The organism is Streptomyces sp. NPDC060035, assembly GCF_042736635.1.
Taxonomy (GTDB): Bacteria; Actinomycetota; Actinomycetes; order Streptomycetales; family Streptomycetaceae; genus Streptomyces.
Window position 1 is genome coordinate 376990 of record NZ_JBHWVO010000002.1, and the last position, 21955, is coordinate 398944.

General features: G+C 69.9%; 17 protein-coding genes and 1 pseudogene. 6 read left to right on the forward strand and 12 right to left on the reverse strand.

Annotated features, from left to right (window positions below; genetic code table 11):
* Window positions 1-253: 253 nt before the first annotated feature.
* A pseudogene (locus tag ACFWBQ_RS04335) lies at window positions 254-1465 on the forward strand (immunoglobulin-like domain-containing protein); the annotation flags it as partial.
* 341 nt (window positions 1466-1806) lie between these two features.
* Here the strand turns inward: ACFWBQ_RS04335 and ACFWBQ_RS04340 are convergent.
* The 5 genes from ACFWBQ_RS04340 to ACFWBQ_RS04360 form a co-directional block, all read right to left on the reverse strand.
* The gene (locus ACFWBQ_RS04340; RefSeq protein WP_385484002.1) at window positions 1807-4266 is read right to left on the reverse strand and encodes a CBM35 domain-containing protein; all 2460 of its coding nucleotides are present in this window, start codon (window positions 4264-4266) and stop codon (window positions 1807-1809) included.
* Between the two features lie 112 nt (window positions 4267-4378).
* Window positions 4379-5209 (reverse strand): carbohydrate ABC transporter permease, encoded by an 831-nt coding sequence (locus ACFWBQ_RS04345; protein WP_385483710.1) that lies wholly within the window; start codon window positions 5207-5209, stop codon window positions 4379-4381.
* Window positions 5206-6132: a carbohydrate ABC transporter permease gene (locus tag ACFWBQ_RS04350; protein ID WP_385483712.1), complete on the reverse strand. Its 927-nt coding sequence runs from the start codon at window positions 6130-6132 to the stop codon at window positions 5206-5208. The genes ACFWBQ_RS04345 and ACFWBQ_RS04350 overlap by 4 nt, the downstream gene beginning before the upstream one ends.
* A 35-nt stretch (window positions 6133-6167) precedes the next feature.
* Complete coding sequence (locus tag ACFWBQ_RS04355; RefSeq protein WP_385483714.1) at window positions 6168-7502, reverse strand: ABC transporter substrate-binding protein; 1335 nt, start codon at window positions 7500-7502, stop codon at window positions 6168-6170.
* Between the two features lie 44 nt (window positions 7503-7546).
* Complete coding sequence (locus ACFWBQ_RS04360; protein WP_385483716.1) at window positions 7547-8593, reverse strand: LacI family DNA-binding transcriptional regulator; 1047 nt, start codon at window positions 8591-8593, stop codon at window positions 7547-7549.
* A gap of 103 nt (window positions 8594-8696) precedes the next feature.
* On the opposite strand from ACFWBQ_RS04360, the gene ACFWBQ_RS04365 reads away from it, so the two are divergent.
* Together ACFWBQ_RS04365 and ACFWBQ_RS04370 are read left to right on the forward strand one after the other, a co-directional pair.
* Entirely contained in the window at window positions 8697-10784 is a 2088-nt protein-coding gene (locus tag ACFWBQ_RS04365) for a glycoside hydrolase family 36 protein (protein ID WP_385483717.1), read from the forward strand.
* A gap of 150 nt (window positions 10785-10934) precedes the next feature.
* Complete coding sequence (locus tag ACFWBQ_RS04370; protein WP_385483719.1) at window positions 10935-11873, forward strand: RluA family pseudouridine synthase; 939 nt, start codon at window positions 10935-10937, stop codon at window positions 11871-11873.
* Between the two features lie 49 nt (window positions 11874-11922).
* On the opposite strand, the gene ACFWBQ_RS04375 is transcribed toward ACFWBQ_RS04370, so the two are convergent.
* The 4 genes from ACFWBQ_RS04375 to ACFWBQ_RS04390 all read right to left on the reverse strand — a co-directional run bounded on the left by ACFWBQ_RS04375 (window position 11923) and on the right by ACFWBQ_RS04390 (window position 16981).
* Complete coding sequence (locus tag ACFWBQ_RS04375) at window positions 11923-12552, reverse strand: MBL fold metallo-hydrolase (protein WP_385483721.1); 630 nt, start codon at window positions 12550-12552, stop codon at window positions 11923-11925.
* Complete coding sequence (locus tag ACFWBQ_RS04380) at window positions 12552-13637, reverse strand: S-(hydroxymethyl)mycothiol dehydrogenase (RefSeq protein ID WP_385483722.1); 1086 nt, start codon at window positions 13635-13637, stop codon at window positions 12552-12554. Before ACFWBQ_RS04380 ends, ACFWBQ_RS04375 begins: the two co-directional genes overlap by 1 nt.
* Before the next feature lie 134 nt (window positions 13638-13771).
* The gene (locus ACFWBQ_RS04385; RefSeq protein ID WP_385483724.1) at window positions 13772-15415 is read right to left on the reverse strand and encodes an amidohydrolase; all 1644 of its coding nucleotides are present in this window, start codon (window positions 15413-15415) and stop codon (window positions 13772-13774) included.
* A 51-nt stretch (window positions 15416-15466) separates the two neighbouring features.
* On the reverse strand, window positions 15467-16981 hold the full coding sequence (locus ACFWBQ_RS04390; RefSeq protein ID WP_385483726.1) for an APC family permease: 1515 nt from the start codon (window positions 16979-16981) through the stop codon (window positions 15467-15469).
* 100 nt (window positions 16982-17081) lie between these two features.
* Here ACFWBQ_RS04390 and ACFWBQ_RS04395 point away from each other — a divergent pair, with 100 nt between their 5' ends.
* Window positions 17082-17816, forward strand: coding sequence for a TetR/AcrR family transcriptional regulator (locus ACFWBQ_RS04395; RefSeq protein WP_385483728.1), 735 nt, complete (start codon window positions 17082-17084; stop codon window positions 17814-17816).
* A gap of 10 nt (window positions 17817-17826) precedes the next feature.
* Here ACFWBQ_RS04395 and ACFWBQ_RS04400 read toward each other — a convergent pair whose 3' ends face one another.
* Window positions 17827-18528 (reverse strand): FadR/GntR family transcriptional regulator, encoded by a 702-nt coding sequence (locus ACFWBQ_RS04400; protein WP_385483730.1) that lies wholly within the window; start codon window positions 18526-18528, stop codon window positions 17827-17829.
* Between the two features lie 131 nt (window positions 18529-18659).
* On the opposite strand from ACFWBQ_RS04400, the gene ACFWBQ_RS04405 reads away from it, so the two are divergent.
* Both ACFWBQ_RS04405 and ACFWBQ_RS04410 read left to right on the forward strand, forming a co-directional pair.
* The gene (locus ACFWBQ_RS04405; protein ID WP_385483732.1) at window positions 18660-19169 is read left to right on the forward strand and encodes a gluconokinase; all 510 of its coding nucleotides are present in this window, start codon (window positions 18660-18662) and stop codon (window positions 19167-19169) included.
* A gap of 9 nt (window positions 19170-19178) precedes the next feature.
* The gene (locus tag ACFWBQ_RS04410) at window positions 19179-20576 is read left to right on the forward strand and encodes a GntP family permease (RefSeq protein ID WP_385483734.1); all 1398 of its coding nucleotides are present in this window, start codon (window positions 19179-19181) and stop codon (window positions 20574-20576) included.
* On the opposite strand, the gene ACFWBQ_RS04415 is transcribed toward ACFWBQ_RS04410, so the two are convergent.
* Together ACFWBQ_RS04415 and ACFWBQ_RS04420 are read right to left on the reverse strand one after the other, a co-directional pair.
* Window positions 20577-21242 carry a cytochrome b/b6 domain-containing protein gene (locus tag ACFWBQ_RS04415; protein ID WP_385483736.1) on the reverse strand — a complete coding sequence of 222 codons (666 nt, stop codon included), beginning with the start codon at window positions 21240-21242 and terminating at the stop codon, window positions 20577-20579. It lies immediately after the preceding gene.
* On the reverse strand, window positions 21184-21936 hold the full coding sequence (locus ACFWBQ_RS04420; RefSeq protein ID WP_385483738.1) for a molybdopterin-dependent oxidoreductase: 753 nt from the start codon (window positions 21934-21936) through the stop codon (window positions 21184-21186). The genes ACFWBQ_RS04415 and ACFWBQ_RS04420 overlap by 59 nt, the downstream gene beginning before the upstream one ends.
* Window positions 21937-21955: the final 19 nt, after the last annotated feature.

Consider the following 21955-nt stretch of genomic DNA (forward strand, 5'->3'; position numbering starts at 1 on the left):
GCGGATCAGCAAGCGCTTTCTACAGGGCGTACTGTTTCGTCCACTTCCCTTGACGAGGGCCTCCGACAGCCCCTAGCGTCGGTCCGATTTGACGAACACTGTCCGGTATTCCGAACAAGATGTCGGGAGAGTCATGCGTCCGCGCCCCGCGAGAAGAGCCCTTGCCCCTCTGCTGCCCCTGCTGTCCCTCGTCATCGGCCTGCTCGCGTTCCCCGGCAGCGGCCCCGCTCACGCCGGACCCACGCAGATCAGTGACAGGGCCGCCACCGCGCGGGCCGCGGCCGTGCTCACGGTCCACGGCCTCGACGACGTACGCGGGAATCTGACGCTGCCGGCCACCGGCGCCCACGGCACCTCCGTCATCTGGAAGTCGGGCAAGCCCCGGGTCATCGACGCGACGGGCATCGTGCACCGCCCGAGGAGCGGTGCGGGACCGGAGAGCGTGAAGCTCACCGCCGTCGTCACACGCGGCAGGGCCGCCACGCGCCGCACCTTCACCGCCGCCGTGCCCGAGCTGCCGAAGGAGCAGACGTACACCGGCTACGCCATGAGCTACTTCACCGGCGAAGGCACCGCGGACGGTGAGCAGATACGGATGTCGCTCAGCCGGGGCAACGACGCGCTGCGCTGGCAGGAACTGAACGGCGGCAAGCCGGTGCTCACTTCGGATCTCGGCACCAAGGGACTCCGCGACCCGTTCATCATCCGCTCCCCGGAGGGCGACACGTTCTACCAGATCGCCACCGACCTGCGGATGTACGGAGGCAGTGGCGGCAGCTGGGACCAGGTCCAGCGCACCGGCAGCAGGTCGGTCATGGTCTGGGAGTCCACGGACCTGGTCAACTGGACCGGTCAGCGCCTGGTGGAGGTCGCACCGGACACCGCCGGCAACACCTGGGCGCCGGAGGCGTACTACGACGAGAAGCTCGGCTCGTACGTCGTCTTCTGGGCCTCCAAGATCTACTCGGCGGACGACCCGGAGCACACCGGCAGCACCTACAACAAGATGCTGTACGCGACCACGCGTGACTTCCGCACCTTCACCGAACCGGAGGTGTGGCACGACCCCGGGTACTCGGTGATCGACTCGACGGTGATCCGCCACGACGGCAGCTACTACCGTTTCACCAAGGACGAGCGGAACCCGTCGTCGGACACCCCGTGCTCCAAATTCATCACGGCGGAGAAGTCGCAGGACCTCACGTCCCGTTCGTACGGCTTCGTCGCCGACTGCATCGGCAAGGGTTCGATCGATCGCGGCGAGGGCCCTGCGGTCTTCAGGTCCAGCACCGAGGAGAAGTGGTACCTCCTCATCGACGAGTTCGGCGGGCGCGGCTACGTTCCGTTCGAGACGGACGACCTCGACTCCGGCAAGTGGACGATGTCCACGGACTACGAACTCCCGGCGGGTGCCCGGCACGGCACGGTGCTTCCGGTCACGCAGGAGGAGTACGAGCGGCTGCTCGGCTCCTGACGGCCGGGGGGGTGCGCGCGGTCAGCAGCGCGGTCAGCAACTCGCCCACCCCGCAGGCGGCATCGCTCCCGGCCCCATGAGGGGGGCGGGACATGCCGGCCCGGGCCGGGGCACGCTTTGCGGTCGTACCTGCCCTGCGCAGCCGGCCCCGGGAGCGCCGCCCGTTCTCGGCAATGTTCCGCTCGATGCGCGCGGGCATCCGCGCCCGGTCGGGTCGGTGCGCGGCCGCCGCACTCCACGCGTGCGCAGATCATCGTCCTTCATTCAGTCCTTTCCCTCCCGTGTGCTGCGCCGCCGCACCGCGGCGCAGCACACGGGAGGACCGGGCCGGGTCAGCCGCGGACCGGTGCGAGCTGGATGCGGTCGATGTTCGGGGCCCAGGCCGACGCGTTGGTGAAGGTGACGGTGTTGGCGCCCTTCTTCAGTTCGACCGGGACGCCCAGGGTCCAGAAGTCGTCCCAGCTCCAGGTGTTCTTGAAGGTGATCTGCTGCGTCCGGCCGCCGACGGTGACGTCGGCCGTGCGGGACATGATGTCGGTGTTGTACGCGTGCCCGTTGTCGCGCCGGTCGTTGTGGCCGTACCGCGTCACCAGGACGTAGGCACCGGCACGCGGCGCGTCGACGGTGAAGACCGCCTTGCTGGAGTCGCTGTTCCCCAGCCAGCCGACGTAACTGCCGGCGGACGCATGCGCGCTGTCCACCAGGCGCGCGCCACCGGACAGCGTCGCCTGTGTGCCCTCGTAGGTCAGGACGCCGGAATCCGATCCGGAGCCCGTCACATCGAGGGAGCGCAGGTTCGCGTATCCGGTCGCGGTGATGCGGTTGTTGCCCGCGACGAGGTAGAGCTTGAGGGCCCTGCCCGGGGGTGCGGTCACCGTCTCGCCGTGCAGGGCGAGCTTCACGGGGGCGGAGGCACGCGTGGTCACCGTGTAGTAGCCGTCCTGCGGCGCGTACGCGTCGAAGACCGCTTTCGATCCGCGCCCGAGGACCAGCGCACCCGTGCCGGTTCCGCTCGAGTCGCGGTAGTCGTACGACACGCTGCCCGAGACATCGGCGAGCGTGGCCTCGTACACGGTGGACGGTGTGGTGTGCGCCGTCAGGTCGATGCGGTCGAGTGTCGCCTCCCCGTTGCCGTGGGCGAGGGTCAGGGTGTGGGCGCCCGCCGTGAGCTCGACCGTGAGGTCCTTCTTGGCTCGGTACAGCCAGTTCTCGGTCGACGGGTAGGTCACCTCGGCCGGTGTACCGCCGTCCACGGACAGGAGTTGTGTGGACGGTGTTCCGGTCTGGTTGCCGTACAGGACGGCCAGGTCGTATAGGCCCGTCCGCGGCACGGAGACGCTGAAGTCCACTTTGCTTGCCGCCTCCTTGAGGGATCCGACGTCCTTCGTGCCCGATGCGGCATAGCCGTTGGCGTCGGACACCGTGCCCTGGGTGTAGACCTGGCCCGCGGTGATCGCGGCGTCCTCCGCCTCGTACGAGGCGGTGAACGGCACAGTGGCAGGGGCGGGTGTGCCCGAGCCGGCCGGGGTGAGCACCACGCGGTACGCGGACATCCTGTCCATGCCCGTGACGGGTACGGTGACGCTGCCGTCAGGGGCGACGTTCAGCTTCGTCCGTGACAGGACGCGCGGGGTGGCGTGTCCGCCCTCGTACCCGGACCAGGCCGCCTCGGCCACGGTCGCCGTGACGGACCGGCCGAAGACGGCCGGGTCGACGTGGCGCACGGCCACGTCCGCGTCACCCGATGCGCCGCCGAGCAGGACCTGCGCCTGCCTGCGGGAGGGGTCGAGGGACGCGAGGCCCTGAAGGGTGTCGATGGTGTCGGCCCGGGGCGGGGTGACTTGCACGGTCCGGCCGGAGAGACCCGCGTACCAGCGGAAGAACCACCAGCCGCCGTTGGGGATGTTGGTGTGCACGACGTTGCCGTCGAGGTTACCGGCGGCGTCCCAGTAGGCCTGGTCGGCGTACACTTTGTTCCGCTCGAACATCGATACCCACTGGACCAGTTGGCCGGGCACGGAGAGGTCGCGGCGGTTGGCGTACTCGTTGATGTTGATGGCGAGCGGCTCGATGCCGAGCCGCTTCTCGGTTGCCCGGTAGGTGTCGTAGTGGTTCTGGAAGTCCCGCAGCGACCCGGAGCCGAGCTCGTGCCAGGTCATGACCTCGGGCAGGACGTTCTCCTTCTTGGCGAAGGCCAGGAAGTCCGTCAGCAGCCGGGAGTGGTAGGACGCCTCGTTGGGACCGGCGATCCGTGCGTCCGGGTCGATGGCGCGGATGCGCTCGTACACCGTCTTCCAGTCCTTGAAGAACCGGTCGCGGTTGACCTCGTACGTCGCCTGGTCGTCGACGCCCAGCTTGTACCAGATCCAGTCGGGTTCGTTGAACGGGACGTAGATGAAGTGCTCGCTGTTCGGGGCGGCCTCGACGTCCTCGGCGATGCCGTCCACCTTGGTGAGGTAGTCGTCGATGCCCAGGTCCTCGTAGGGCCACTTGGCGTAGATGTCCTGCATCATGACGAGGACGTCGCCGCCGCCGTTGCGGAAGAAGGACTTCGAGACTGTGATCGCGTCGCCGTTGGGGTGCTGGGCGCCGCCCTGGGGCTTCTGCGAAATGGTGGATATCTTCAGCGGTTCGAGGACGGCGTCGCCCGGTACACCGTCGTCGCTCAGCCCGTACAGGGCGCCGTTGGCGCCGTGCATGACCGGGCCCTCGGAGGCGCCGAGGTCGACCGCGATGGTCTGTGCGGCGGTCGCTGCCGCGGCGGGTGCGGTGGCGGGCGGTCCGGCGATCATCGCTGTGGCTCCCAGGAGGGCTGCTGCCGCGGCGGTGGCGACCCGCAGTCGTCTCCTGCCGGGTGTGCGGGGTGTGCGGGCGGTGCTCACGTGTACCTCCGGTTGGTTGGCGTCACTTGACGGCTCCGCTGGTGATGCCGGACACGATCTTTCGCTGGGCCACCAGGAACACGGCGACCATGGGCAGGCTCATCAGCACCACGTACGCGAAGACGAGATGCCAGTTGTTGAGGTAGAGCTGGGCGCTGGCGACCTGGTAGAGGTTGATCGGCAGGGTCGCCACATCTCCGCCGCCGAGGACGAAGAAGGCGTAGAAGACGTCGCTCCAGGCGTAGAGCATCACCATGATCGTCGCGGTGGCGATGACGGGCCTGAGCAGCGGCAGGATGATCCGCACGAATATCCGCAGCGGCTTCGCGCCGTCCACCCGCGCCGCTTCCTCCAGCTCGGCCGGGATGGTGCGGATGAACCCGGTCATGAAGAAGATGGACGTGGACAGATACATACCGGTGTAGACGGCGATCATGCCGGGCCGGGTGTTGGCCAGCCCGAACTGCCGCAGTTCCATGACGACGGTGATGACCGCGGGCGGCAGCAGCAGTCCGCTGATGGTCAGCGCGTACGCCGCCGACACCAGTCGGGACGTGCGGCGGGCGAAGACCCAGGCGGCGCCCGCGCCGAGGATCAGCACCAGGACCACGGACGGGATGACCACCAGCAGCGAATTGAGCATGCCGCGCAGCATCTCGCCCTGGCCGACCGCGTCCGCGTAGTTCTCTGCGGGCTGCCGGTGGTCCGGCGGGCGGAGGTCGGGCGTGACGGCCTCGCCCTGGGGTTTGGCCGAGGTGACCAGGACCAGCCACAGGGGTACGCCGACGGCGAGAGCGGCGATCGCCAGGACGAGGGCGGGGCGGCCCAGTCTCCACAGGGGGGAGGGGTTCACAGCAGCTGTTCCCTTCGGCGCAGTCCGACGATGAGGGGGATCGCGACGGCGACGACGATCAGGAAGAGGACGAGGCTCATTGCGGAGGCCTGCGCGTAGAGGCCCTGTCCGAAGACCCGGAACATGTAGATGTTGAACACCTCGGTGGACGCGGCCGGCCCGCCGCCCGTGGTGGCCTGCACGATGTCGAAGGTGTTCATCGAACCGATGAGCGCCGTGGTCGCGTTGAAGGTGACGGCGGGCGCGAGCATCGGCCAGCGCACGGACCGGAAGGTCCGCCAGGGGCCGGCCCCGTCGATCTTCGCGGCCTCCAGCATCTCGCCCGGAATCCCTTTCAGCCCGGCCAGATAGATCAGCATCGACAGGCCCATCCACTTCCAGCCGTGGATGAGGGAGACCAGGACGAGGGTCCAGTTCGTGGATCCGAGCCAGGGAATGTCCGTGCCCAGTACGGAGTTGACCGCACCGTCCTGGTCCAGCAGCGCCTGGAACACGTACCCGACTGCGAGCGCCGAGATGAGCACGGGCAGGAAGAAGACGGCGCGGAAGAACCGGTTGAACCGGGTGTCCTGTTCGAGGAGAAGCGCCAGACCGAGCCCGAAGCAGTTCTGGAAGAGGGCGGCCAGAGCCGCGTACAGGAGAGTCGTCCTGATGGCCCGTACCAGGGACCCGTCGTCGGCGACCGTCCGGAAGTTGTCGAGTCCGACGAAGGATATGTCCGGGTGGTAGGAGGACCAGTCGGTGAACGGGTAGTAGAAGTTGAGCAGGTTCGGCACCAGGAAGAAGGCCGCGAAGACCACTACTGCCGGAAGTGCGAACCACCAGGGGTGGTGGACGGCTGCACGCGGCAGCCGTCCCGCCTTCTTCTGCTGGTTGCGGGCGGTCTGCGCCGCCGGTGTGCTGCGTACGGCTGTGTCGGCCACGGCTGGGGAATCCTTCGCTCTCGGCGGCTCGGGGATCAGAAGCCGGGCGCGCCCTGGGCCTTGGCCACCTGCGCGAACTGGTCCTGGATCGCCTGGGCCACCTGCTGCGGGGTCTTCTTGCCGTAGATCATGTCGGCGAGGTACAGGTGGGTGTCCGGTGCGACGATCGCCTTGGCCTGGAAGACGCCGTTCGCCGTGGGCAGCGCCGCGATCTGGGCCTTCGAGGTGTCCGGGAGCCCTTCGGGCGAGGGCACCGAGGGCTGCACGGAGGGGATCTTCATCGCCTTGATGTAGGAGGCGTAGTCCGTGTCGAGCCAGAAGGCCAGGAACTGCCGGGAGGCGTTCTGACGCTTCTCGTCACCGGTTTTGAAGGCGACGACGCCGTTCGTCTGGTCCGGCGAATACATCCCCTCACCGGTGGAGTTGGAGACCGGGAACCAGCCCAGCTTATTGTTGATCTCCTCGGTGCTGTACTTCGCCTGCAGCTGGGACTGGAAGGAGGTGACGTTGAGGACCATGCCGGCCTCGCCCTTCCACAGCGCGTCGGCGGAGCCGGTGAAGGTTCCCGTCCGGTAGTTCTTCTGCGCGAGTCCGGCGTCGAGGAGCTTCTCCTTGTACGTGGTGACCGCCTTGACGACGACGGGGTCGGTCCACTTCTCCTTGTTACGGTTGAGGCCGGACCACCACTGCGTGCCGAGGTCGGTGAGCTGGACCTGCATCTGCCACTGCATGGGCCACTTGTCGCCGCCGGCCTCGTAGAAGGCGGCCGCGTCCGTCCGGTCCTTGATCCGTTGGCCGAGAGTGAGCAGCTCGGCGTAGCTCTGCGGGAACTGCTCCTCGGTGATGCCGGCCTTCCTGAAGAGGTCCTTGTTGTAGTAGACGCCGAGCATGGCGGGGCTGGTGACGATCGCGGCGTAGCGCTTGCCGTCGATGACGCCTAGGGACTTTTCGGTGTCACCGAGCTTCTTCACCCAGGGTTCGCCGTCGAGGGGCAGCAGATTCTGCTGCGGCTGGATGAACGGCAGCGTGGAGATCGACGGCTGCCAGAACATCAGGTCCGGCTTGTCGCCCGAGGCCAGCTTCGTCGGCACGTTCTGTTCGTACAGATCGGGAATGGCCTGGGCGTCGATCTCGGCGCCGGTGGCCTTCTCGAAGGCGTCAATGACCTGCTTGGGGGCGTTGACCGTGTTCTGGGCGGTCCACATGGTCAGTTTCACCCCGTCGAGCTTCGCTGTGGGGTCGACCGCTTTTCCGGGTGCGGTGTCCGCCCCGCCCATCGCACTCGGGTCGCTGCACGCGGTCGCGGTCAGGGCGGTGGCGCATATCAGCACCAGAGCCGGGAGGACTCTCTTCATCGGGGCTGTGCTCATCAGGGCTCTGCCTCACTGCGTCGAAGGAGTGGGTCGTGGGCGGGTCACTGCTGGTTCCCGGTGGCCGGCGGGGGGCCTGAGCTCTCCCTGACCACCAGCTCCGGTACGGAGACGGGGCGCGGCACCACCGGCGCGGATTCCTCGACCGCCCGGTGCAGGAGCCCGAAGGCGGCGCGTCCGAGACCCGTGAAGTCGAGCCGTACGGAGGTGAGCGACGGGGTGAGGTAGGCGGCGTGCGGCGCGTCGTCGAATCCGGCGACGCTCACCTCGCCGGGAACGTCCCGGCCCTCTTCGTGGAGGGCGCGGATCACACCGAGCGCAAGGTCGTCGTTGCCGCACAGGATCGCGGTGACCGAGGGGTCGGCGGCCAGCTTCCGGCCCGCCGCATAGCCCCCGGCCGGGCCCCAGTTGCCCTGCAGGGGACGCGGCTGGGGTGCGCCCGCCTCTCGCAGTGCGGCACGCCAGCCGGCGGTCCGGGGTGCGGTGCGGCTGGTGCTCGACGGAATGGCGACGTAGTGCACCGTCCGGTGGCCGAGCGAGAGGAGGTGGGAGGTGGCTTCGTGGGCCGCCGCCCGGTCGTCGGTCCATACCCAGGGGCTCTCGGCGGCGGGCGGACGCCCAGGTGTCTCGACCACGCCGACGAACGGGAGCCCGGCGGGCACGGACCCCAGGGCCAGCACTCCGGCCGGATCGTACGCAATGACGATGAGCCCGCCGCCGGCGTCGGCGGCCTGCTGCACCTGGGCGCGCACAGCTGCCTCGTCGGAGGCTTCCAGCACACCGATACCGACGGCGTACGTGGCCGAGCGGGCCGCCTCCTCGACGCCCTGCAGGATCTTCGCGTAACCGTATTCGGTGGTGTTGGCGGTGAGCACGGTGACCGACCTGGCGCGGCCGCTGGCCAGTGCGTGCGCGGTGGCGCTGCGCCGGAACCCCAGCTCCTCGATGGCCGCGAGCACTCGCTCCCTGGTCGCCTGCCTGACACTCGGGTGGTCGTTGATCACGCGGGAAACGGTCTGGTACGAGACGTTCGCCGCGGCGGCGACATCCCTGATGCTCGCCGTTCTCCTTGTGTGACCGGTCACATTCATGCCAGGATTGTGACCGGTCACACAGAGCTCGTCAAGAGACCGTAACGACAGATTCACCCAGCGGACGCAGACCGCCGCCAGGCGGATCCGGGAGGAGTGCACGTTGACCGGTGAGGCAGCCAACAGCGCCGTGGAGAAGTTCTCTTGGGGGCATTCGGGACTTGAGGTCCACTTCGCCACCGCATCCGACGGCGCGCTGAGGATCACCCGCCTGTCCGGCCCGGACGCCACCGCGGGGCCACCCGGTGCCACGGACGCACCGCTCCCCCTGGTGGAGATCACCGCCCTCGGACACAGCAGCGGCTGGTCGGGCCCCCGGTTCGTCGACTCGGCGCTCGGCGGACGGCTGCGCTACCGCTCGCACCGGGCCCGGCGCGAGGGTGACGAGCACCGACTGCTCATCGAACTCCACGACCCGGCAAGCGGGTTGACCGCCGAGGTCGGCTACTTCTCACCGGACGGCGTTCCCGTCGTACGTTCCCGTGTCCGCCTGCGCAACGACGGAACCGCGCCGCTGGTCATCCAGTCCGTCTCGAGTCTCCTGCTCGGCGGCCTACCCTCCCCCGACGTCCTCGACGTCCACCGCGCACGCAATGACTGGCTGGCCGAGTGCCGCTGGTCCGTGGAGCCGCTGAGGACCCATCTGGCCGACATCGGCCGCGGGGTCCACGAGCACGAGAGCCGCGCCTGTCTGGCGGTGAGCAGCAGGGGAAGCTGGCCGACCGACGGCCATCTGGCCATGGGCGCCCTGCGCGACCGTACGGACGGCAGGACCTGGCTGTGGCAGATCGAGTCGGCCGCCGCCTGGCGCTGGGACACGGGCGAGTTCGGTGACGGGTCCTATCTGGCGCTCGGCGGACCCACCGACGCGGACCACCAGTGGCGCGAGCGACTGGAACCCGGAGACGGGTTCACCACCGAACCGGCGGCGCTCGCCCTGGGGCACGGGTTCGAGGACGCGCTGGCCGCACTGACCGCGTACCGCCGGGCGGTCCGTCGCCCGCACCCCGATCACTCCGCCCTGCCCGTGGTGTTCAACGACTACATGAACACGCTGATGGGCGACCCGACCACCAAGAAGCTGCTGCCTCTGATCGACGCCGCCGCAGAGGTGGGCGCCGAGTACTTCTGTATCGACTCGGGCTGGTACGACGACGACGCGGAGGGCTGGTGGGACAGCGTCGGCGCCTGGCTCCCCTCCGACCGGCGTTTCCCGGACGGCGGGATCCAACGCGTCATCGCCCACATCCACGGGCGCGGCATGGTGCCGGGACTCTGGCTGGAGCCAGAGGTCGTCGGCGTACGGAGCCCGGTCGCCGTATCCCTGCCCGACGGGGCGTTCGTACGCCGCGACGGTGTACGGGTCACCGAGCACGGCCGCCACCAACTGGATCTGCGTCATCCGGCCGCCCGCGCGCACCTCGACGCGGCCGTGGACCGCATCGTCGGCGAGTGGGGTGTCGGCTATCTCAAGCTCGACTACAACATCACCGTCTCCCCCGGCGGTCCGCTGCTCGGTCATGTGCGTGCCTGGCTCGGGTGGCTGCGGTCGGTGCTCGACCGGCATCCCGGCCTGGTGATCGAGAACTGCGCGTCGGGCGGGATGCGGATGGACGGCGCCTCACTCACCGTGGCCCAGCTCCAGTCCACCAGCGACCAGCAGGACCCGCTGCGCTATCCGCCGATCGCCGCTGCCGCGCCCACCGCCGTCCCGCCGGAGCAGGGCGCTGTCTGGGCCTACCCGCAGCCGGGGTACACGGACGACGAGATCACGTTCACGCTGGGGGGTGCGCTGCTCGGCAGGATCCATCTCTCCGGGCATCTGGACCACATGTCAGAGGGGCAGCTCGCGCTCGTACGCGATGCGTTGGGCACCTACAAGGCGCTTCGCCACGACCTGCCCCTGGCCGTGCCGTGGTGGCCGCTGGGGCTGCCGGGGTGGACGGACGAGTGGCTGGCACTGGGGTTGCGGGGTCAGGGAGTGACGTATCTGTCGGTGTGGCGCAGGGCCGGCGACACGGAACGTACGCTCCCGGTCCCGCATCTGGCCGGGCAGGACGTGACGGCGGAGATCATGCACCCCTCGGCTCCGGCGGGTGCGGTGAGCTGGCGGCAGGGCGGCGCGGAACTCCTGGTGGAGGTGGACGGCGACCGCCCCGTATGCCTGCTCGTGCGTCTCACGGCCGGCTGAGTCGAGGATGATGGAGGGACCGGGGCGGGGAGAGTGACCCCGCCACCGGGGACAAGCCCCGCCACCGAGAAGGATCCGGTCAGTGACCACCGCCTTGAGCAGCAGCCCTTTGCGCGACATCGCCGGGCTCCGACTCCCCCGCACCGTCCGATGAGGGGTCGCGGGAAGCCCCCCGCCGCCCCGTTGCCCCAGCGGGACGGGGTCGACCCGGTGCGGGTGCGGCTGCCGGAGGACCCCGGCGGGGCCTGGCCGAGCGTCCGGGACCATCTGCTGGACCGCTTCGCGGGGGCGATCGGGGCGGAGCGGGTGGACGCCATGCTGGCCGGGGGCCGGTTCGTCGGAGCCGACGGCGGTGCGGTGCGTGGCGACGAGCCGTACACGGCGGGCCGGTTCCTCTGGTTCCACCGGGATTTCGCACCGGAGGAGCCGGTGCCGTTCCCGGTCGGTGTGGTGTACCGCGACGAGCACCTCGTCATTGCCGACAAACCGCACTTCCTCGCCACCACTCCGCGCGGCCGGCACATCACCGAGACAGCGGTGGCCCGGTTGCGCAGGGAGCTGGATCTGCCGGAGCTGCAGCCCGCGCACCGGCTCGACCGGCTGACGGCGGGCCTGGTGCTCCTCGTCGTACGCCCCGGGGAGCGGGGCGCGTACCAGACGCTGTTCCGGGACCGGCTGGTGCGCAAGGAGTACGAGGCGGTGGCCCCGTACGACCCGGATGTGGCACTCCCCCGCACCGTACGCAGCCGGATCGTCAAGGAGCGCGGGGTCATCGCCGCGCGCGAGGAGCCGGGCGAGGCGAACAGCGAGAGCCGGATCGAGCTGCTGGAGCACCGGGGCGGGCTCGGCCGCTACCGGCTGCTGCCCGCCACCGGGCGTACCCATCAGCTGCGGGTCCATATGAACGCGCTGGGGCTGCCGCTCGTCCACGATCCGGTCTATCCGGTGGTGGAGCCGGATCCGGATCGGGAGGACTACGCGCGGCCTCTGCAACTGCTGGCCAGGGTGCTGGAGTTCACCGATCCGGTCACGGGCGGGCCGCACCGCTTCGAGAGCGGGCTGCGGCTGACCTCGTGGCCGGACCGGTGAGCCGGGACCGGATACGTGAGCCGTGACCGGCCCAGCGAGCGCCGTCCGGTCAGTGGCCGCGGGCGATCCACTCGTCCAGGTGCGGGGCCTCCGCGCCGATGGTGGTGGAGTCGCCGTGTCCGGTACGGACGATGGTCTGTGGCGGGAGTGCGAGCAGCCGGTCCCTGATCGAGTCGACGATCGTCGGGAAGTGGGAGAAGGACCGTCCGGTGGCTCCGGGCCCGCCCTGGAACAGGGTGTCGCCGGTGAAGACGGTGGCCAGGCCCGGGGCGTAGAGGCAGACCGCGCCGGGCGCGTGTCCCGGGGTGTGCAGGACCTCCAGACGGATTCCGGCGATCTCCAGCTCCTGGCCGTCGGCCAGTTCGGCGTCGGGGGTGCGGTGCGGGTGGGTCTGTTTCCACAGCGGCAGGTCGTCGGGGTGCAGCAGGATCGGCGCGCCGGTCGCGTCCGCGAGGGCCGGGGCCGCGTCGATGTGGTCGTTGTGCGCGTGGGTGCAGATGATGGCGCGCAGCGTACGGCTGCCGAGTGCGGTCCGGATCGCGGCGTCGTCGTGGGCGGCGTCGATGACGACCGCTTCGGTGTCGTCACCGATGATCCACACGTTGTTGTCGACGTCCCACTCGCCGCCGTCGAGGGCGAAGGTGCCGGAGGTGACCAGGTGGTCGATGCGGGCGGTCATCAGAACACCACCACCGAGCGGAGGACGTCGCCGTCGTGCATACGGGCGAAGGCCTGCTCGATGTCGCCGAGTCCGATGGTCTCGGTGACGAACGCGCCGAGGTCGATGCGGCCCTGCTGGTGCAGGTCGATGAGCATCGGGAAGTCACGGGAGGGCAGACAGTCGCCGTACCAGGAGGACTTGAGCGAGCCGCCGCGGCCGAACACGTCGAGCAGCGGGAGTTCGAGCTGCATCTCCGGCGTGGGGACGCCGACGAGCACGACGGTGCCGGCGAGGTCGCGGGCGTAGAAGGCCTGCTTGTACGTCTCGGGGCGGCCCACCGCCTCGATGACGACGTCGGCCCCGTTGCCGCCGGTCAGCGCGCGGATCGCCTCGACCGGGTCGTCGGAGCGGGAGTTGACGGTGTGGGTGGCGCCCATCTTCTTCGCCGTCTCCAGCTTGCGGTCGTCGATGTCGACCGCGATGATCTTCGCCGCGCCTGCGAGCCGGGCACCGGCGATCGCCGCGTCGCCGACGCCGCCGCAGCCGATGACGGCGACGGAGTCGCCGCGGCCGACCTGGCCGGTGTTGATGGCGGCGCCGATGCCGGCCATGACACCGCAGCCGAGCAGTCCGGCGACGGCCGGGGAGACCTCGGGGTCGACCTTGGTGCACTGGCCGGCGGCGACGAGGGTCTTCTCGGCGAAGGCGCCGATCCCGAGTGCCGGGGAGAGCTCGGTGCCGTCCAGCAGGGTCATCCTCTGCTTGGCGTTGTGGGTGTCGAAGCAGTACCAGGGGCGGCCGCGCAGACAGGCGCGGCACTGCCCGCACACCGCACGCCAGTTGAGGACGACGAAGTCGCCGGGCTCGACGTCGCTGACGCCCTCGCCGACGGACTCCACGATGCCCGCGGCCTCGTGGCCGAGGAGGAACGGGAAGTCGTCGTTGATGCCGCCCTGCTTGTAGTGCAGGTCGGTGTGGCAGACGCCGCACGCCTGGATCTTCACCACGGCCTCGCCGGGTCCGGGGTCCGGAATCACGATGGTCTCGACCCGTACCGGCTCGTTCTTCCCCGGTGCGATGACCCCTTGCACCTGCTGCGCCATACCGTGGTCTCCCTGTTTCCGAGTGGGGCTCTTGTGAAGATCGATCACGGACAACCGTACGCCTCATAAGGTGTCACGTCGGCCCCCGCGGAGCGTTGCGTTCCACGGGGGACGTTCGGGGTCGGGCCTCGGTGTCAGGCCTCGGCGTCGTGGACCTTCCGGCCGCCGACGTACGTCCGCAGCACACGCGTCTCGCCGATCTCGCCGGCCGGGTTCGCGTACGGGTCGCGGTCCAGGACCACCAGGTCGGCAAGGGCACCGGCGCGGAGTGAGCCGGTGTCGTCGAGGTGGTTCACATGGGCGGATCCCGCCGTGTACGCGGCAATGGCGTCCGTGAGCGGGATGCGCTGCTCGGGGAGGAACACCGGGCCTTCGCCGTCCGGCGCGATCCGGTTGACCGCGGTGTGGATGCCGTGCAGCGGATCGGCGCTGCTGACCGGCCAGTCGCTGCCCGCTGCGACGGTGGCGCCGGATCGCAGGAGGGCGCCGAACGGGTATTGCAGGGCGGCCCTTTCGGCGCCGAGGAAGGGGATGGTCAGCTCGTCCATCTGCGGTTCGTGGGCGGCCCACAGCGGCTGGATGTTGGCCGTGGCGCCGAGCTCCCGGAACCGGGGGATGTCGTCGGGGTGGACGACCTGGAGGTGGGCGAGGTGGGGGCGGGTGTCGGTGCGTCCGTTGACGGCGCGGGCGGCCTCGACGGCGTCCAGGGCCTCGCGTACGGCGCGGTCGCCGAGGGCGTGGAAGTGGGCCTGGAAACCGAGGGCGTCGAGTTCGGTGACGTACCTGCGCAGCTCGACGGGGTCGATGAAGCTGGTGCCGCTGTTCGCGGTGGCGCAGCCGCAGGCGTCGAGGTACGGGGTGAGGAGGGCGGCCGTGCCGGTCTCGGCGACCCCGTCCTGCATGATCTTCACGGACCCGGCCCGGAACGGACCGGTGCTCAGCTGCGCCCGCCTGTGTACCAGTTCGGGTATCTGCTCGGCGCCGCGGTCGCGGTCCCACCAGAGTGCGCCGACGACCCGGGCGGTGAGCGATCCCTCGCGGGCGGCGGTGAGATAGGCGTCGGCGGCGTCGTCCATCGAGCCGTAGGAGCCGACGATTGCGTCCTGCCAGGCGGTGATGCCGTACCCGTGGAGGATCCGCTGGGCCCGCAGGAGGGCGGCAAGCCGGTCGGCGGGGGTGGAGCGCGGGGTGAGGCGGGCGACCAGGTCCATGGCGCCCTCCTGGAGGAGGCCGGTGGGCTCGCCCCTCCCGTCGCGCTCGATGCGCCCGTCGGCGGGTTCGGGGGTGTCCCGGGTGATGCCGGCGAGCGCGAGGGCGCGCGTGTTGACCCAGGCGCCGTGGTGGTCACGGTTGACGAGGTAGACGGGGCGGTCGGGTACGACGGTGTCGAGCAGGTCCCTGGTCGGGGCACCGCCCTCGAAGGCGTCCAGGGACCAGCCGCCACCGGTGATCCATTCACGGTCGGGGTGGCTGTCGGCGTAGGCGCGTACGGCGGCGACGGTGGCCGTTGCCGTACGGGCGTCCGTGAGATTGCACTGGGCGAGCTCCAGTCCGGCGGTGACCGGGTGGACGTGGGCGTCCTGGAAGCCGGGGACGAGCAGGCGGCCGGCGAGATCGACGACCTCCGTCTTCGGGCCGATGAGCTCGCGGACCTCGTCGTGGCCGACGGCGGTGATCCGGTCGCCGGTGACGGCGACGGTGGTGGCGCGGGTGCGGGCCGCGTCCATCGTGAGGACGGGGCCGCCGGTGAGGACGAGGTCTGCGGGGGTGCGGGGCATGGGTGGTTCCGTTTCGTTCCGTCTGCGGGGTGGATGGTGTGCGGTGCGCCGTCAGCCCGTTTCGAGGACGGTCGGCGCGGTGGAGCGGCCGGTGACGAAGTACGGGGATTTCCTCACCCACTTGGCCCAGGCCGCCGCGATCACGCCGGTCAGCAGCATGACGGCCGGGCAGAAGAGCATGAACCAGCCGTTGTCCGGGCTGATCTCGAAGTGGTCGGCGGAGGTGTAGAAGGTCCAGCACAGATAACCGCCGAGGCCGAGCAGGACGACGGCGCTGAGGACGGGAAGGATCACGGCACGCAGGGCCTCGGACCAGCTCTCGCGCAGGGCGCCGCGGAAGCGGGTGGCGGCGGCCAGGGCGGTCAGCGCGTAGTAGAGGGACACGACGACGCCGATCGCGTTGACGGAGGCCAGGATGAGGTCGCCCACCTTCGGGATGGCCAGGGAGAGGACGGCCACGGCGGCAGCGACACTGCCGATCGCGACGGTCCCGGCCGCCGGAGTCCCGTAACGGGGGCTGACCTTGGTCCAGAGCGGGCCGAGTGTGCGGTCGCGGCCCATCGCGAACATGCCGCGGACGGTGGGGATCACACCCGACTGGAGGGAGGCGATCGCGGAGAACGTGAGGGCGATCAGCGGGAGTGCGGCGAGCGGCTGATCGGCGAGCCGGTCGCCGAAGTAGGTGAGGCCCTGGGCGCCGTGGGCGGTCAACTCATCAAGAGTAAGGACGCGTTGGAAGGCGAAGGAGCCGAGCAGGAAGAGGCCGAGCATGGTGAAGAGGGTGATGAGCCCGGCCCTGGAGGCGTCCTCGGGGTCACGGACCTCCTCGGTGACGCTGAACGTGGATTCGAAGCCCCAGTAGCAGAAGACGGAGAGCAGGAGACCCTGGGCGAGCTGCTGCCCCGACGGGATGGTGAACGGGTTGAGCCAGTCCAGGCTGAACGGGTGCGGTCCTGCGACGAGTCCGTATCCGCAGAAGCCGAGCAGGACGACGTACTCGAAGACGAGCAGGTACTTCTGGAAGGTGGCGGCGGACCGGAGGCCGGTGATCGCGGTGAAGGTGACGGCCACCAGGACGACGATGCCGAGGGCGGTCGCCTGAGCCGTTGAATCGGGGTCCAGCCGGAGGCCCGCGAGCTCGTGCAGGCCTCCCTCGCCCGCGAGTTGGAGGAGGGCGGAGCCGGTGACGGTCGTGGTGTACGAGAGGAAGACGACCGTGGAGACGATGCCGATCCAGCCGGTGAGGAAGCCCAGCCAGGGGCTGAGTGAGCGGCCCACCCAGACGTAGCCGCTGCCCATGTTCGGCTCGACCCTGTTCAGCCGCGAGTAGGCGCTCGCGATGCCGAGGATCGGCAGGAAGGCGAGCAGCATGATGATCGGCAGGTGCAGGCCGACGGCGCCCGCGGTGACCCCGAGGCCGATGCCGATGCTGGTGGTGGCCGCCGTGGAGGAGGCGGCGATGGCGACGCCGTCGACGACACCGAGGCTCTTCTTCAGGGCGTGCGAGGGCTGCGTGGCTTGCGGGGCCGGTGCGTGGTTGCCGTACGGGGTTCGTGAGGCCTTCACGGTCACTCCTTCGCCGAGGGGCATCGTTCGGCCCCGATGGCGGCACATCGAACTCTCCGGCGGGTTCACACGTCAACGCCGTTGTCATAAGGTGCGCCCCATGGGTACGAGCGACCGGGTGGTGCGGGAGGGAGCGCGTCGGCGCAGGCGCCCCACCAAGGGAGGCACGGTCCTGTCCGAACTGCTGATCGTGGAGACGACGCTCAGGCTGATCGGGGAGCACGGGGCCGCGGCGCTGACGGTGCGGCGGCTCGGTGCCGCGCTGGGGTGTGATCCGAGCGCCGTCTACCGGTACTTCAGGGACACGGACGAGCTGTTGCTGGCGGTGGCCGACGAATTGATCGGCCGTACGTTGAACAGCTGGCATCCCACCGGTGACTGGCGGGCCGATCTGCGGGCGCTGGGGCTGAAGATGCACGCGGACTACCTGGCGCATCCGCAGGCGGCGATGCTGGCCTGCGCCCGGGTGACGGGGCGGCGGCACGAGATCCGGTCGGTGGACGCGATTCTCGGGGTGCTGCGCGGGGCGGGATTCCCCGATGCGGAGGCGGTGCGGATCTACCACGTGTTCGTCGACCAGACGCTGTCGTTCGCCGCCTTGGACGCGTCGACGCTGGCGCTTCCGGTGCGGGCGCGGGAGCTGGAGGTACAGGCGTGGCGGGAGACGTACGCGCAGGTGCCGGCCGAGACGCATCCGCATATCGCGGCGACGTCGGGGGTGCTGGTCGCGGAGATGGACCGCAGTGGGTACCCGGCGGCGCTGGAGATGGTACTGGCCGCGGCTGCGGGGCGGTTGGCCCATGTGCTTGGAGGATCAGGTCCGCCCGGCAACTGAGGGCAGGAGCTCAGGGGGCGAGTACGTCCAGTTCGTGCAGCGCTCCGACCGCGATCTCCTTGGTCAGCCGCTCGGCCTCATCGGCGTGTCCCTCGCGTACGGCTTCGGCGAGCCGGACATGGAGGGTGACGGCGGCGGGGTCGGGGTCCTCGAACATCACCTGGTGGTGGGTACGGCCGGCGAGGACCTCGGCGACGACGTCGCCGAGCCGCGCGAACATCTCGTTGCCGGAGGCGTTGAGCACGATCCGGTGGAAGGCGATGTCGTGCCGCAGATAGCCCTCCAGCTGCTGGCCGCGTGAGGTGGCGACCATGCCGAGGGCGCATTCGGTGAGGTCGGCGCACTGTTCGGGGGTGGCGTGGCGGGCCGCGAGTCCGGCGGCGACGGGTTCGACCGCGGACCTCAGCACGGTGAGGGAGCGCAGCTGCCGGGGGCGGTCCGAGCCGGCCAGCCGCCAGCGGATGACCTGCGGGTCGTAGACGTTCCACTCGGCGGTGGGCCGCACGGTCACGCCGACCCGGCGGCGGGACTCGACCAGGTGCATGGACTCCAGGACGCGGATCACTTCGCGTACGACGGTGCGGGACACCTCGAAGCGCTGCGCCAGCTCGTCGGTGCGCAGGACCCTGCCGGGCGGGCAGTCACCCGCTGCGATCTCCAGACCCAGGGTGTCCAGCACATGTGTATGCAGCCCCTGGCTCTGTGTGGTCATGCCCACAAGCCTACGGGGCGGCCTGCGGGAACGAAAAGTACGACGTTTATGTCACAGCCTCTTGAATAAGTCGTATGTAATGAGTTTCAGTAGCGCGACGGACCGATGTCGAAGAAGACAGCGAGGCACCAATGAGCACCCCCCACGTCGTCGTGGTGATGGGCGTAGCAGGGACCGGCAAGACCACGATCGGACCTCTGCTCGCCGCCGCACTAGGCGTTCCCTATGCCGAGGGCGACGACTTCCACCCGCCTGCCAACATCGCCAAGATGTCGGCAGGCACCCCGCTGGACGACAACGACCGCTGGCCCTGGCTGGACGCGATCGGCCGGTGGGCGCACGGCCGGGCGGGGCTCGGCGGAGTCGTCAGCAGCTCGGCGCTCAAGCGCGTCTACCGTGACCGGCTGCGCGCCGAAGCCCCTGGTGCCGTCTTTCTGCATCTGACCGGCGACCGCGCTCTCATCGAGCGCCGGATGGCGGACCGCAAGGGCCACTTCATGCCGACCGCACTGCTCGACTCCCAGTTCGCCACCCTGCAGCCGCTGCAGGAGGACGAAGCGGGCGTGGCCGTGGATGTGTCCGGTACCCCGGAAGAAATCACCGACCGGGCCGTCGCCGCGTTGCGCCGGCTCGACTCCTAAGGATTCACTGTGACCAGTCTCAGCGTCGAGATGCTGGCAGCGGATGCCGTCGAACCGATCACTTCGGCCGGCAACGCCCAGTTGGGCCTCGCCGTCCTGGCGGGCATCGCGCTCATCGTCGTACTCATCACGAAGTTCAAGGTGCACGCCTTCCTGGCGCTGACCATCGGCTCGCTGGCGCTCGGCGTCTTCGCCGGTGCCCCGCTGGACAAGACGATCACCAGCTTCTCCACGGGCCTCGGCTCCACGGTCGCCAGTGTCGGTGTGCTGATCGCGCTCGGAGCGATCCTGGGCAAGCTGCTCGCCGACTCGGGCGGCGCCGACCAGATCGTCGACACCATTCTCGCGAAGGCGAGCGGGCGCGCGATGCCCTGGGCGATGGTGCTGATCGCCTCGATCATCGGTCTGCCGCTGTTCTTCGAGGTCGGCATCGTGCTGCTGATCCCGGTGGTGCTGCTGGTCGCCAAGCGCGGCAACTACTCCCTGATGCGGATCGGTATCCCCGCCCTCGCCGGGCTCTCGGTGATGCACGGACTCATTCCGCCGCACCCCGGCCCGCTGGTCGCCATCGACGCGCTCGACGCCAATCTGGGCGTCACGCTGGCGCTGGGTGTGCTCGTCGCCATCCCGACCGTGATCATCGCGGGTCCGGTCTTCTCCCGGTACGCCGCGCGCTGGGTGGACATCCAGGCGCCGGAGAAGATGATCCCGCAGCGCCCCTCCGAGGACCTGGACCGCCGCCCCGGCTTCGGCGCCACCCTGGCCACCGTGCTGCTGCCCGTCGTCCTGATGCTGGCCAAGGCCCTCGTCGAGATCGTGGTGGACAACCCGGAGAACCACGTCCAGCGGGTCACCGACGTGATCGGTTCGCCGCTGATCGCCCTGCTCGCGGCGGTGATCGTCGGTATGTTCACGCTGGGCCGGGCCGCCGGATTCACCAAGGCGCGGCTCTCCACGACCGTCGAGAAGTCGCTCGCCCCGATCGCGGGCGTGCTGATGATCGTCGGCGCGGGCGGCGGCTTCAAGACGACCCTCATCGACGCCGGTGTGGGCCAGATGATCCTCGAGTTCTCCGAGAACTGGTCGATACCCGCCCTGCTGCTCGGCTGGCTGATCGCCGTAGCGATCCGGCTCGCGACGGGTTCGGCGACCGTGGCCACCATCTCGGCGGCCGGTCTGGTCGCTCCGCTGGCGGCCGGCATGTCCACTCCGGAGGCGGCACTGCTCGTCCTCGCCGTCGGCGCAGGTTCGCTCTTCTTCAGCCACGTCAACGATGCGGGGTTCTGGCTGGTGAAGGAGTACTTCGGCATGGACGTCGGCCAGACGATCAAGACCTGGTCGGTGATGGAGACCATCATCTCCGTCGTCTCGCTGGGCTTCATCCTGCTGCTGTCGCTGGTCCTGTAACTACTCCTGCGGATCCCGCCACAGCGGGTGCTCGGAGCGGGCCCAAGGGCGCTCGACCGACCCGGTGCGCATGCCACGGCGTGCCTCCGGGTCGGCGAGCGCCCTTGCCATGTGTCCGGCGAGGACGATGCCGACCGCGAGCGCCAGCCAGTCGTGCACGAAGGTCGCGCCCGTGCGCCACACCAGCGGGGCGAGGTCCGTGAACCACATCAGCAGCCCCGTGCCGAGCATCACGAGCACGGCGCCGGCGATCCATGCGGCGTAGAGCTTCTGGCCCGCGTTGAACTTCCCGGCGGGCCGGGAGTCCGGTCGGTGATCGCGGCGCAGCACGGCCTTCAGCCACTGCCGGTCGTGCGGCCCGAACCGGTTGAGCCGGGAGAGATCGGCGCGCAGCGCCCGGGAGACCAGTCCCGCCAGCAGCGGTACGGGAGTGAGCAGCCCGGACCATTCGTGGACGGTGACCACGAGGTGGCGGCGGCCGACCAGTTCGGCGAGCTGGGGGACGTACAGACAGGCCGCCGTGGCCACGCAGAGCAGCATGAGCCAGGCCGTGGTGCGGTGCACCCAGCGCTGGGTGCGGGTGAAGCGGCGGATCCTCGTGGGGTGTTCAGACGGTGGGGGCGTCGTCGCGGCCGTTGGACCGGCCGACCCAGGCGTCGACGTCATAGCCGAGCTCCTCCCAGTAGCCGGGGCGCACGGCGTCGGTGACGGTGATCCCGGAGAGCCATTTCGCCGATTTGTAGAAGTACATCGGGGCCACGTAGAGCCGGACCGGGCCGCCGTGCGAGTGGGCCAGCGGCTTGTCCTGCATGCGCAGCGCGACCAGGACGTCGGCGCGGCGGGCCTGTTCCAGGGTGAGGCTCTCGCTGTACGCGCCGTCGAAGCAGGTGAAGCGGACCGCCTTCGCGCCGGGGCGTACGCCTGCGGCGTCCAGCAGCGCCGAGAGCCTGACCCCCTCGAACGGGGTCTCGGGGACACGCCAGCCGGTGACGCACTGGACATCGCGCACCAGGCGGGTCTGCGGGAGCGCCTTCAGGGAGTCCAGCGTGTAGGTGGCCGGGCGGTCGACCAGGCCGTCCACGGTGAGGCGGTAGTCCGCGGCGGTCTTCTCCGGTACGGAGGTGGTGACGGAGTAGTAGCGGAAACCGCCGCCGTTGGGCAGGAGCCCGGTCAGCCCGGTGGGGTCCTTGTCGGCGACCGCTCCGAGCCCTGTCTCCAGCCCCCGCTGGAGCACGGGGCCCGCGACCACCCCGGCGGCACCCAGGCCGAGCATGGCCAGGACCAGGCGGCGGCCGACGGGTGTGCCTTCGGCACGGCCGCCGTCAGGGGGGCCTTCACTGTCGGGAGGGCGACTGTTCACCCGCCCATTGAACACCCGC

Excerpts from the sequence above, each read along its gene's own strand:
- ACFWBQ_RS04340 (WP_385484002.1), bottom strand. The coding sequence starts at position 4,266 with ATGATCGCCGGACCGCCCGCCACCGCACCCGCCGCGGCAGCGACCGCC.
- ACFWBQ_RS04375 (WP_385483721.1), bottom strand. The coding sequence starts at position 12,552 with ATGACCGCCCGCATCGACCACCTGGTCACCTCCGGCACCTTCGCCCTC.
- ACFWBQ_RS04370 (WP_385483719.1), top strand. The coding sequence starts at position 10,935 with ATGAGGGGTCGCGGGAAGCCCCCCGCCGCCCCGTTGCCCCAGCGGGAC.
- ACFWBQ_RS04360 (WP_385483716.1), bottom strand. The coding sequence starts at position 8,593 with ATGAATGTGACCGGTCACACAAGGAGAACGGCGAGCATCAGGGATGTC.
- ACFWBQ_RS04405 (WP_385483732.1), top strand. The coding sequence starts at position 18,660 with ATGAGCACCCCCCACGTCGTCGTGGTGATGGGCGTAGCAGGGACCGGC.
- ACFWBQ_RS04355 (WP_385483714.1), bottom strand. The coding sequence starts at position 7,502 with ATGAGCACAGCCCCGATGAAGAGAGTCCTCCCGGCTCTGGTGCTGATA.
- ACFWBQ_RS04380 (WP_385483722.1), bottom strand. The coding sequence starts at position 13,637 with ATGGCGCAGCAGGTGCAAGGGGTCATCGCACCGGGGAAGAACGAGCCG.
- ACFWBQ_RS04400 (WP_385483730.1), bottom strand. The coding sequence starts at position 18,528 with ATGACCACACAGAGCCAGGGGCTGCATACACATGTGCTGGACACCCTG.
- ACFWBQ_RS04415 (WP_385483736.1), bottom strand. The coding sequence starts at position 21,242 with ATGACGTCGACGCCTGGGTCGGCCGGTCCAACGGCCGCGACGACGCCC.
- ACFWBQ_RS04385 (WP_385483724.1), bottom strand. The coding sequence starts at position 15,415 with ATGCCCCGCACCCCCGCAGACCTCGTCCTCACCGGCGGCCCCGTCCTC.
- ACFWBQ_RS04395 (WP_385483728.1), top strand. The coding sequence starts at position 17,082 with ATGGGTACGAGCGACCGGGTGGTGCGGGAGGGAGCGCGTCGGCGCAGG.